15 protein-coding genes are annotated in these 11,523 nt (G+C 33.9%); 1 reads left to right on the forward strand and 14 read right to left on the reverse strand.

Annotation, left to right across the window (positions count from 1 at the left end; translation table 11 throughout):
• Positions 1-66 precede the first annotated feature (66 nt).
• The 14 genes from RM520_RS10765 to recR form a co-directional block, all read right to left on the reverse strand.
• Entirely contained in the window at positions 67-930 is an 864-nt protein-coding gene (locus RM520_RS10765; protein WP_311385708.1) for a DUF2911 domain-containing protein, read from the reverse strand.
• An 8-nt stretch (positions 931-938) separates the two neighbouring features.
• Positions 939-1,328 carry an RDD family protein gene (locus RM520_RS10770; protein ID WP_311385709.1) on the reverse strand — a complete coding sequence of 130 codons (390 nt, stop codon included), beginning with the start codon at positions 1,326-1,328 and terminating at the stop codon, positions 939-941.
• Positions 1,325-2,281 (reverse strand): signal recognition particle-docking protein FtsY, encoded by a 957-nt coding sequence (ftsY, locus tag RM520_RS10775; protein ID WP_311388024.1) that lies wholly within the window; start codon positions 2,279-2,281, stop codon positions 1,325-1,327. The genes RM520_RS10770 and ftsY overlap by 4 nt, the downstream gene beginning before the upstream one ends.
• 104 nt (positions 2,282-2,385) lie before the next feature.
• Positions 2,386-2,538, reverse strand: coding sequence for a DUF4295 domain-containing protein (locus RM520_RS10780; RefSeq protein ID WP_311352885.1), 153 nt, complete (start codon positions 2,536-2,538; stop codon positions 2,386-2,388).
• A 10-nt stretch (positions 2,539-2,548) separates the two neighbouring features.
• The gene (gene rpmG / locus RM520_RS10785; RefSeq protein ID WP_031444791.1) at positions 2,549-2,731 is read right to left on the reverse strand and encodes a 50S ribosomal protein L33; all 183 of its coding nucleotides are present in this window, start codon (positions 2,729-2,731) and stop codon (positions 2,549-2,551) included.
• An 11-nt stretch (positions 2,732-2,742) separates the two neighbouring features.
• Entirely contained in the window at positions 2,743-2,979 is a 237-nt protein-coding gene (gene rpmB / locus RM520_RS10790) for a 50S ribosomal protein L28 (protein WP_311352880.1), read from the reverse strand.
• A 73-nt stretch (positions 2,980-3,052) separates the two neighbouring features.
• Positions 3,053-4,300: a competence/damage-inducible protein A gene (locus RM520_RS10795; protein WP_311385711.1), complete on the reverse strand. Its 1,248-nt coding sequence runs from the start codon at positions 4,298-4,300 to the stop codon at positions 3,053-3,055.
• 77 nt (positions 4,301-4,377) lie between these two features.
• A complete protein-coding gene (locus tag RM520_RS10800; protein WP_311385712.1) occupies positions 4,378-4,716 on the reverse strand; it encodes an Hpt domain-containing protein in 339 nt (112 codons plus the stop codon).
• A complete protein-coding gene (locus tag RM520_RS10805) occupies positions 4,716-5,327 on the reverse strand; it encodes a fumarylacetoacetate hydrolase family protein (protein WP_311385713.1) in 612 nt (203 codons plus the stop codon). The genes RM520_RS10800 and RM520_RS10805 overlap by 1 nt, the downstream gene beginning before the upstream one ends.
• A 21-nt stretch (positions 5,328-5,348) precedes the next feature.
• Positions 5,349-6,257, reverse strand: coding sequence for a carboxypeptidase-like regulatory domain-containing protein (locus tag RM520_RS10810; protein WP_311388025.1), 909 nt, complete (start codon positions 6,255-6,257; stop codon positions 5,349-5,351).
• A complete protein-coding gene (locus RM520_RS10815) occupies positions 6,257-7,033 on the reverse strand; it encodes a 3'-5' exonuclease (RefSeq protein WP_311388026.1) in 777 nt (258 codons plus the stop codon). The genes RM520_RS10810 and RM520_RS10815 overlap by 1 nt, the downstream gene beginning before the upstream one ends.
• A gap of 6 nt (positions 7,034-7,039) precedes the next feature.
• Entirely contained in the window at positions 7,040-7,810 is a 771-nt protein-coding gene (locus RM520_RS10820) for a carboxylesterase family protein (protein ID WP_311388027.1), read from the reverse strand.
• 61 nt (positions 7,811-7,871) lie between these two features.
• Positions 7,872-9,227, reverse strand: a complete 1,356-nt coding sequence (locus tag RM520_RS10825; RefSeq protein WP_311388028.1) for a dihydrolipoamide acetyltransferase family protein — start codon at positions 9,225-9,227, stop codon at positions 7,872-7,874.
• A gap of 118 nt (positions 9,228-9,345) precedes the next feature.
• Positions 9,346-9,966 (reverse strand): recombination mediator RecR, encoded by a 621-nt coding sequence (gene recR / locus RM520_RS10830; protein WP_311388029.1) that lies wholly within the window; start codon positions 9,964-9,966, stop codon positions 9,346-9,348.
• A gap of 79 nt (positions 9,967-10,045) precedes the next feature.
• On the opposite strand from recR, the gene RM520_RS10835 reads away from it, so the two are divergent.
• Positions 10,046-11,515, forward strand: coding sequence for a sodium:solute symporter (locus tag RM520_RS10835; RefSeq protein ID WP_311388030.1), 1,470 nt, complete (start codon positions 10,046-10,048; stop codon positions 11,513-11,515).
• Positions 11,516-11,523 lie beyond the last annotated feature (8 nt).

An 11,523-nucleotide genomic window follows, 5' to 3' on the forward strand; every position in this document is an offset into this window, starting at 1 on the left:
TTCGATTGATTTTATTGAAAGAAATCTAAATATAAGACTTCTCAACATCGGTGAGAAATAAAGAAATTATTTTTCAAGAAGGCTCTGCCACCTTTTGATATTGATTTCGTTCATACGAACAAACTCATCTTTTTCTAATTCTGAAGCAATCTTAAGTGATTTTTTTGCAGATGAGATAGCAGCATTAAAATCCCTAAGTTCAGCCTGTACTAAACTTTTTACTCGATGAAAATAATAAGTATCACCACCAATCTCCAAGGCCTTATTTAAATACCCTAAAGCCTTTTCAAAGTCTTTTTCTTGTTCCTGTAAATAGCGAGCCGCTTCGTAATACGTTTGTGCAGTTGGGTTTTCATTGAGTTGTCTTTGTATCTCTAACTCCATTTGACTGTCAGTGTCTACATACATCGGAATAGTCAATTTGGTGTTTTCCCAAAGTAAATTGAGATTTGCTGAGTTATGAGTGATGGAATCAAAAGCTATTAAAAAATTTTCTTGATGAAATGGAATTTTTTCAGGTTTTACTTTAATGCGAAAAGCATCTTCTTCTGGATTATAATTTTTACGGCCATCACCCCAATGACTCACATTGGTATGAAAGACAATCTGCCACTCTTTTTCTTCAGGAAAAGCATAAACAGCATATACCCCTTTTGATAGCGCATGACCATGAATCATAAAGTCGGTATCAAGACTAATTTTAGTACTTTCATTTGCACCTACACGCCAAATTCGACCATATGGCACTAAACCGCCTATTACTTTTCTTCCTCTTGCTGATGGCCGAGAATATGTAATAGATACCTTTGATAAACCTATTTCTTGCGCTACTTGTGCAAACGGACTTGCTTTAGGGTGATTTATTTGAGAAATCAATGAAAAGCTACAAAATAAGGCTAGGATATAAATATTTTGAAGTATCGCTTTCATATATTCTATTAAGATTCTATTACCACAGATTTAGCTAAAAAGTCATGAATTGCCTTACGTTTATCATTGGCTGTTACAGAGATTAAAGAAACCCAGCCTAAACTTGTTTTAATTAAATACCTCAAGATTGCTAAGGGAAATGATATATTTTCAGATAAATCACTTTCCTTTTTAACTGAAATATTGCAAAATGAATGGCCTATTGTGCCACCATACAAACTTGTAAAAATAGGATCATATAATAGAATTAGGGCGAAGCAAAACATCTTGATTAATACCGCAACATTTTCAAATGAATCTAGTACTTCAGATATTAAATACATTGCTGCGACAATAATTAGGCTATCAATAATTACGGCTTTAACTCTAGTAGGTAAGATTGCGTATTCAACTATCATAAGTTAAAAAAAGAATCCACAAACTCATATTTATTAAATACCTGTAAATCATCAATTCCCTCTCCTACTCCAATATATTTTACCGGTATTTGAAACTGATCTGAAATTCCAATAACTACTCCACCTTTTGCTGTTCCATCTAATTTTGTAACAGCCAACGAAGTTACCTCGGTGGCTTTGGTAAATTGCTTGGCTTGTTCAAAAGCATTCTGACCCGTTGAACCATCCAATACCAGCATCACTTCATGAGGTGCATTAGGCACTACCTTTTGCATTACACGCTTAACTTTTGAAAGCTCATTCATTAAGTTGACTTTATTATGTAAACGACCTGCGGTATCAATTAAAACTACATCTGCTTCATCTGCTACAGCTGAATTTAAAGTATCAAAAGCTACTGAAGCCGGATCACTACCCATTTTTTGCTTAATAATCGGTACGTTCACTCTATTAGCCCAAACTTCTAACTGATCTATTGCTGCAGCACGAAAGGTATCGCCAGCGCCCAAAACCACTTTTAAACCTTTATTCTTAAACTGTTTAGCTAATTTACCAATAGTTGTTGTTTTACCCACTCCATTAACACCGACCACCATTATTACATGAGGTTTATGCGTAATTGGTAAAGAAAAATCAATATCCTCGCCTACATGTGTTTCAGAAAGTAAACCAGCAATTTCTTCCCTAAGAATTTGATTCAACTCATCAGTACCTAAGTATTTATCTTTTGAAACTCTAGCTTCAATACGGTCGATAATTTTTAATGTAGTGTTTACACCAACATCAGAAGTTACTAATACCTCTTCTAAATTATCCAAAACTTCGTCATCTACCTTAGCCTTTCCAGCTACAGCCTTGCTTAACTTGCCAAAAAAACTGCTTTTAGATTTTTCTAAGCCCTTGTCAAGTGTCTCTTTCTTTTCTTTAGAGAATATATTTTTAAACAGACTCATTATAATGTATTGTTGAAAATCAAAGATAGGAAAGTAAGTGCATTTTTATTAAACAAAAAGAGCCGCTAAAAAGCGGCTCTCTAAATATATGTTCTCGTAAAAGATTATTTTTTAGATAACCAATCATTTACTAATTCTGGTGACATAACGGACTCAACAAATGTGTAAGCACCTGTTTTAGGTGACTTTACCATTTTGATGGCCTTTGTCAATCTTTTTGAACTTCCTTGTAAGGTTGCTACTGTCTTCTTTGCCATGTCCTAAATATTATTTGATTTCTTTATGAACAGTCATACGCTTAAGAATAGGATTAAATTTTTTAATCTCCATTCTGTCTGGTGTGTTCTTTTTATTTTTTGTGGTAATATAACGTGAAGTACCAGGCATACCTGATTCTTTATGCTCTGTACATTCTAGTATAACTTGGATTCTGTTGCCTTTCTTTGCCATTTTCTAATCTTTTACTTCACAAAACCTTTAGCTCTAGCGTCTTTCAAAGCAGCTGAGATACCCTTCTTGTTGATAATTTTAATTCCTTTAGAAGAAACATTAAGCGTTACCCACTTATCTTCTTCTGGGATGTAGAATTTCTTTTTAGAAATATTAACGTCAAATCTTCTCTTCGTTTTATTGATAGAGAAAGAAACGTTGTTTCCAAACATCACCTTTTTACCTGTAACTTCACAAACTTTAGACATCTCTCTTACTTTTGAGTGATTTTATTGAGGGTGCAAATTTAGTTATTTCTGTTAGACAGACAAAAATTAAGTCTCAAAATTTTAGAATTTCTTTTTGAAGCATTTCAAAAGCCTTATTAACCGACTTTTGAACAATACGTTCTCGGTGATTTCCCATAGTAAATTTCTGAGCAAATGTAAGTTCTGGAGTACTTATTGCAATAAAGACCGTGCCGACTGGTTCTTCGGAATCTCCTTTTGTTGGACCCGCATTTCCGGTAGTTGCTACAGCAAAATCTGAATTTAAAATCTGTTTCACATTTTTAGCCATTGCCACGGCTACTTCTTCACTGACTACAGAATGTTCTTTTACTAAATTTTCATCAACGCCAAGTACATTTATTTTGGATTCAGTGCTATAACTAACAACAGTACCTTTAAAATACTTAGAAGCACCTGAAATTGCCGTTAGTTGTTCCGCAATTTTACCGCCAGTAAAACTCTCAGCGCTTGCTAATGTCATTTGCTTTTGAGTTAACATCTTACCAATAACTGCCTCTAAATTATCATCTTCTTCTTCGCCATAAATGATATCACCAATAAGTGGGTATAATTTTTTAGCTTCATTATTAACTCTAGTTTGAAGCTGTTCCTTATTTTTTCCTTTTGCCGTTAAACGCAATCGAACTCGACCTAAACTAGGTAAGTAAGCTAGCTTTATTTCCTCAGGAAGATTGTTTTCCCAGTTCTCGATTTTCATGGCTATAGCACTCTCACCCAAACCGTAAGTCATTATAGTTTTATGAATGATATGTGGTCGTTCGTATTTTTCTATAATTCGCGGAAGAACTTCATTAGTTATTAAACCTTTCATTTCAAAAGGTACACCCGGTAAAGAAATAAAGGATGTTCCATCCTTTTCCATCCATAAACCTGGCGCTGTACCAAAGCTATTATGAAGTACCTCAGCCTTTGTTGGTACTAAAGCCTGTAATCTATTCAAATCAGAAATTGGGGTAGAAACAAACTTTTTAAACAACATCTCTATATGTGATAAAACTGTTTTATTCTGCTTCAAAGTATCTTCAAAATAATGACAAAGAGTATGTTTAGTAATATCATCTTTTGTTGGACCAAGTCCACCAGTAATAATTACGACTTGACTCCTCCTATTTGATTCTTGCAAAGCATTTAAAATATGTTGCTTATCATCTTGAATGGAAGTGATTTGATACACTGATACTCCGATTTTATTAAGCTCTTTCGCTATAAAAGCTGAATTAGAATCTACAATTTGACCTATCAATATCTCATCACCTATTGTAATGATTTCTGCCTGCATAAAACCCATTTAAATGAAAAAAAGATTATCAGGGATTAAAAGTAATAAAAGGAATTTTTAGCTCGAAAGTCAAGCAATTAGATATCAAAGTCTTTTTGCAATTCTGCAACAACCTGCTCAACATCTTTTTTCAGTAGTGCAAACTTTTCCTGAATAGTTTCAAGATTACCTGCGCTTTTGCCTAAGGTTTCAATCTCTAAAGCATTAGCACGTGTTTGTTCCATACCCAATAAATCAACATTAGGTTTTATTTTATGAGCCATTTTATAAATCTGCTCAAAATCTTCAGAGGCAATTGCACTTTCTAAAGCCTCAATATCTTCGGGAACTTCTTCTAGAAAAACGGAAACTACTGATACGATGAAATCTTCATCACCTTCAGCCATTTCGTTAATCTTATCTAAATTGTAAATCATTATCTCACATTAATAGCAAAAAATTGCTCACCTTCAATTCTTCCCTCAAGGTAATCATTTGCATTTACTTTACCAACACCTGAAGGGGTACCACTAAAGAGAATATCCCCTTTTTTGAGGGTAAAATAGGTCGAAACGTAAGAAATTAACTCATCTATCTTCCACAGCATCAGCGATGTATCTCCATTTTGTACAAATTCCCCATTTTTTAACAATGAAAACCCTAAATTGTCAATATTTTCGTACTTTTCTTTAGCTATCCACTTACCTATCACCGCAGCACCGTCAAACCCTTTCGCCTTTTCCCATGGCAATCCTTTTGCTTTTAACTTAGATTGAAGGTCTCGAGCTGTAAAATCAATTCCTAAACCAATTTCATCGTAATACTTATGCGCAAACTGTCTGGCTATATGTTTACCCACCTTTTTTATCTTAATAAGCACCTCTACCTCATAATGAACATCATGGGAAAACTCGGGTATATAAAAATCTTGTTCTCTAGGCAGGATCGAAGAATCGGGCTTTATAAAAACAACAGGTTCTGAAGGTCTTTCATTATTCAATTCGTCAATATGACCGGCATAATTTCTGCCTATACAAATCAATTTCATAGATAATTTTTTAAATATTAGTTATCTCTTAACTACTTTAAGACTTACTGCCGGAATAAAGTTCTTATTATTACCTTTTGACTTTACGTTAAACTCCTGCCACTCTCCCATTCCGTAAATCATCACTTTATAATTTTGGTTTTCAGAATAAACACCACCAAAAGTTGGTGCGAACCTATCTTCAATCATTGATTCATTCGTCAAGTTGTTTTTATCTTCTTTCTTATACCAGTTGTATGGAATAAACAACCACTCCAGACCCACATAAATTCCGTCTCTTGGCATCTCAACACTTAAAGCATCTAAATCAATAGAGGTAAAATCATTTCCTTTAATCGATTCTAAAATCAAGCTTTTTCGAACTAAATCAGTTGATGGTTTTTTGGTTTCTGGGTCTACTGCATAAAAGCGTAATCTAAATTTAGACTGACCACTCTTAAATTCATTTTGATCCCTAAAAAAAATAGTAGCATTCTTCAAATATTTTTTACTCGCGCCAATATTGGGAAAATATAAGGCCAATACCCAAGGTGTTGAAGAAGAGTCAAAACCACTAGTAATATCGTAACTAGCTATGGAATTTAAAACTATTGCATCGCCAAGTTTTTCTGAAACTACTACCTCATCTAATTCGTAAGTTTCTTCAACTAAACTTAATTTTTTCATCTTATAGATTTCTTCGGCTGGCATTATAGTGTCTTTATATCCTAAGGATGAAATATGAACCCTATTGTTAAGTAAATTTTCAGAAATCTCAATAATAAAATGACCATTATCATCAGTAGATGTACCTACCAATGTGTTGAGAAAACTTATATTCACATATGGTATAGGGGTCCCTGATTTGGTATCAAACACAACACCTTCAAAATCTATATTCTGGGAAAATGAACTGAATGAAACAAAAATCGAAAAAAGAAACAAACGCATTACGATAGTTTGTTGTTAAACTTGCTCAATTTTAATTGTGTCAAAACTTTCTTAGTATATAAAGGAAAATCGGCGTTCAGAATCCATCCAAAGTACCCTGGTTCTTTCTCCATAACATCATCAACAGTTTTTCCTTTATGTTTTCCAAAAGCAAAAATTGGTTCTTTATCTTTATTTACTCCTATAAAACCAGCAAAGTCCAAAGATTGTTTTCGAGTTGTGAATTCAGATAATTTTTTAACATTATTATCTAATTCAGGATATCTTTCTAATTGCGACAATAATACTTCATAAGTCGCTAATGTATCTGCTTCTGCGCTATGAGCACCATCTAGATCTTTATCGCAATAAAATTTATAAGCAGCACCAAGGGTTCTTTTTTCCATTTTATGAAAAATTGTTTGAACATCGACTGAAACCATATGCTTCATATCAAAATCAACCTCTGCACGCAACATTTCTTCAGCTAGCAAGGGTATATCAAATCGGTCTGAATTAAAGCCAGCTAAATCGCTATCTTTTATCATTTTATAAACTTCTTTTGATAACTGCTTAAAAGTTGGTTCATTAGCTACCTTTTCATTAGAGATACCATGCACGGCAATTACTTCGGCAGGAATCTCCATTTCAGGATTCACTAACCATGTTTTGCTTTCTTTATTTCCATTAGGAAATACTTTCAAAATAGAGATTTCAACAATACGGTCTTTAGCAACATTGATACCTGTAGTCTCTAAGTCAAAAAAGCAAATTGGTTTTGTAAGTTTCAGCTGCATAAGATATTATTTAGATATGGAAAATAGCCAAGGTAGTAATTCTGCTTCGGCAAAAGCATTATCCCAGCTGTTATGGCCGACATTCGGATATAAAGAATAAGTTACATCTGAATCTACATTTTGCAGTGCATTCACCATAGAAGTAGAGTATTTTGATGGTACAACTTTATCTGCATCGCCATGAAAAACCCACCAATGAGTTTTCTTAATTCTATTAGCTATAGCTGGATTTGCACCGCCACAAATTGGAAACGCAGCGATGAACATTTTTGGATTTCGACGAACCAATTCAAAAGTACCCATTCCACCCATAGATAAACCACCAACATACATTTGATCTTTATTAATTTTATATTTCTTTTTTAAAGATTTTATGAGCCCCTCCAACAACAGCATATCATTAGTTGGTTGACCTTTTTTGTAATAAGTAAATTGTCCGTTACCTCCATATCCAATACTTGCCCATGTGCTATTAGTTGCACATTGCGGAAATACAACAATGGCAGGATATTTTTCCCGAACCTCATTTTTTAAAAACAAATTCGAACCATGAACTAATTGAGATTCGTTATCATTACCTCGTTCCCCAGCACCGTGTAAAACCAATATAAAAGGATATTGTTTATTTTCATCGAAATCTTTTGGCAACAATAGCCTGTAGGGCATTGCCCTATTATCTAACTCAAATATCTCTTTTTGATAAGACGATGTATCTTGAGCATTTATGTTACTAAAGAAAAGAACGATAGCAATTACAACAATGAAAAAAGACCTCATTTTTTTTAGTTTTTAACTACCCTAAAATTAGAAAAGTAAAAGCAGAAAGAAAGAAGAATAATTAGATTTCTCTATTAATATCCCAGGCCTCTAAATAATCGGCTACGGTTTTTACAAACATGCCTCCTAAAGCACCATTAACAACTCTATGGTCATAACTATGTGATAAATACATTTTACTACGAACACCTATAAAATCTCCTTCTGCAGTTTCAATGACAGATGGCATTTTCCGAATTGCACCTAGGGCTAAAATACCTACCTGTGGCTGATTAATAATTGGTGTTCCAAAGATACTCCCAAAACTACCCACGTTAGTGACGGTATAAGTACCATCTTTAATATCGTCTGGTTTTAATTGATTATTTCTAGCACGATTAGCCAAATCATTAACCGTTTTAGCCATACCAACCAAATTTAATTGGTCTGCGTTCTTAATAACTGGAACAATTAAATTTCCATCTGGCAAGGCAGCGGCCATACCAATATTGATATGCTTCTTTTTGATGACGTTATCCCCTTCTAAAGAGATATTTATCATAGGGTACTTTTTTAGCGCGACGGCTACAGCTTCCATAAATATCGGGGTAAAAGTCAACTTTTCACCCTCACGTTGTTCAAAAATTTTCTTTGTTTTATTTCTCCAGTTTACAACATTGGTAACATCAACCTCAACAAAACTTTGAACGTGCGCTGATGTAGTAATACTTTCTACCATATGATGAGCAATTAATTTACCCATTCTTGTCATTGGTATTAATTCGTCACCTAAATTTTTGGTCATTGAATTAGCAATAGTTTTTTCTGCTTCGCTATTAACGCTAGTATTGCCTAGGCTAACTGAATCTTTAGGTTTAACTACATTTTTATCGGCAGATGGACTGGTAGATTGTCCTCTTTGACCAACATAATCAAGAATATCATTTTTAGTAACTCGACCTTCTTTTCCCGTTCCCGCTATTTTATCTAACTCATTAATAGAAATACCTTCTTGTTTGGCAATATTTTTTACTAGAGGGGAATAAAAACGATCCGAACTTGAAAAATCTTGAGCAGGTTGTGCAATTGTTTCTTTTGCTTCAATTACTTGCTGCTCAATTTCAGCTATAGGTTTTTGTATTGTTTCTTCAACTAAAATAGCCTCTTCTGTGTCATCAATATTAATTGAACCTTCTGAAGAAGTCTCTATTACAGCTACAACCTCACCAACTTTAATAACATCATCAACGTTGAAATTTCTTGCTATTAAAACCCCTTCTACCTCACTTGGCACTTCTGAATCTACTTTATCAGTAGCTATTTCAAAAATGGCTTCATCAAGTTCGACAGTATCGCCCACTTCTTTGAGCCAAGTAGTCAATGTTGCCTCTGCAACACTTTCTCCCATCTGAGGTAATTTCAATTCAAACTTTGACATATTCCTAATTAAAGTATCGTTTATGGCTTATATTTTGCAAAAATACTACAAAAAAGCCCTTATCATTGATTTTAACGTACAAAAATCTACTTTTCGTACTTCTTGCTTTTAACTAAAATTAATTAGCTTTCATAGAATTCTCAAAAGGGACTCGATTTAAAATACTTCTACCTAAAGTAACTTCATCGGCATACTCCAATTCATCACCTACAGCAATTCCTCTTGCTATGGTCGAAGTAGTCACCTGCATTCCTTCTAATTGCTTGTAGATATAGAAATTAGTAGTATCACCCTCCATAGTTGAACTTAATGCAAAAATTAATTCTTTAACCTCACCTTCTTTGACCTTATTAATTAGAGGGCTAATGTTAAGATCGTGTGGGCCAATACCTTCCATTGGAGATATTTTACCCCCTAAAACATGATAAAGACCTTGGTATTGTGACGTGTTTTCAATTGCCATTACGTCGCGTATATCTTCAACAACACAAACCACTGAAGTATCACGTTTTGAATTCGAACATATTTCACACAAATCTGTATCTGAAATATTGTAACAAGATTTGCAAAAATTAATTTCTGTTCTCAGCTTAATTAAAGCTTCGGCCAACGACACTGTCTGTTGCTCAGGCTGTTTTAAAATATGCAACACTAGTCTTAAAGCTGTTCTTTTACCAATACCTGGTAATTGCGACACCTCGTAAACTGCATTTTCTAAAAGCTTTGATGCGTATTCCATTCTTTCTCTTGAAGTCGTAAAATTACGATTTTACATTTATGATTAGAGTTATTTGTACTTTGCAAAATAAAATCATTTTATGACAGCTAGTCAAATAGTCTTGCTTATAGCAGCGTACTTCATTGTACTACTTCTAATTTCATATTTCACTGGTAAAAATGATTCTAATGCCGATTTTTTTAAAGCGGGAAAAAAGTCTCCTTGGTACCTGGTAGCGTTCGGCATGGTAGGTGCGTCTTTATCAGGAGTTACATTCATCTCAGTTCCGGGCTGGGTAGAAACATCACAATTCGGATATTTTCAAGTAGTATTGGGTTACCTATTTGGCTATTTCGTTGTGGCCTTTTTATTACTTCCCATTTACTATAGACTAAACCTAACCTCAATTTATGAGTATTTACTAGATCGCTTTGGTGTAGTAAGTCATAAAACTGGTGCTTTTTTCTTTTTTGTTTCTCGAGTTTTAGGAGCTGCTTTTAGACTATACTTGGTTGCCATTGTATTACAACAATTTGTATTTGATGACTTTGGAATACCTTTCGAAATCACGGTTGTTATATCCATTTTATTAATCTGGATATACACGAATCGTGGAGGTATTAAAACTATTGTTTGGACCGATACTTTACAAACGGCCTTTATGATTGCAGCAGTGATTTTGTCTATCATTTTAATTAATAAAGAATTAGACTGGAGTTTTGGTGAATTCTTAACTTCAGTTGAACTCAAGCAATACAATAAAATAATTTTTACCGAAGATTTTTTAGCAAGAAATCATTTTATAAAATCTTTTATTGGCGGTATGTTTATTACCATTTGTATGACAGGTCTAGACCAAGATATGATGCAAAAGAATCTTACCTGTAAAAATTTAAAAGATGCCCAAAAGAATATGGTGTCCTTCAGTTTTGTACTTGTTGGTGTCACCTTTTTATTTATGCTTTTAGGGGCTTTATTGTATTTGTATGCTGGCCAAAATAATATTTCTATGCCATTGATGGATGGTAGCCCAAAGACGGATTTACTTTTCCCTGAAATTGCGTTAAATAGCGGATTAGGTCTCGCATTATCCATTACCTTCATGCTTGGTTTAATTGCAGCTGCATACAGCAGTGCTGATAGTGCCCTAACCTCACTAACAACTTCTTTTTGTGTTGACTTTTTAGATTTAAAAGATAAAGACGAACTAGAAAAAAAGCGTATTAGAAAAAAAACTCATGTATGGATGAGTTTGGCGCTCATTGCAGTAATAATTGCTTTTAAATATATTCTGAGCAGCAACGTTATTGACAGTTTGTTAACCGTTGCTGGGTATACTTATGGACCGCTATTGGGTTTATTTGCCTTTGGTATTTTTACCGAACATCAAGTTAAAGATAAATGGGTATGGATAATAAGTGTTTTGTCAGTAGCAACAATAGCCCTTATAGCCAATATTGACAAAGCCTATTTAGGCGGGTATGTTTTAGGATATGAATTATTACCTTTAAATGGGCTATTGACCTTTTTTGGTCTTTGGTGTATTCGTACTAAACAAATTAAATCTTAAGCTAGAAA

The organism is Croceitalea vernalis (assembly GCF_031846405.1).
GTDB lineage: Bacteria > Bacteroidota > Bacteroidia > Flavobacteriales > Flavobacteriaceae > Croceitalea > Croceitalea vernalis.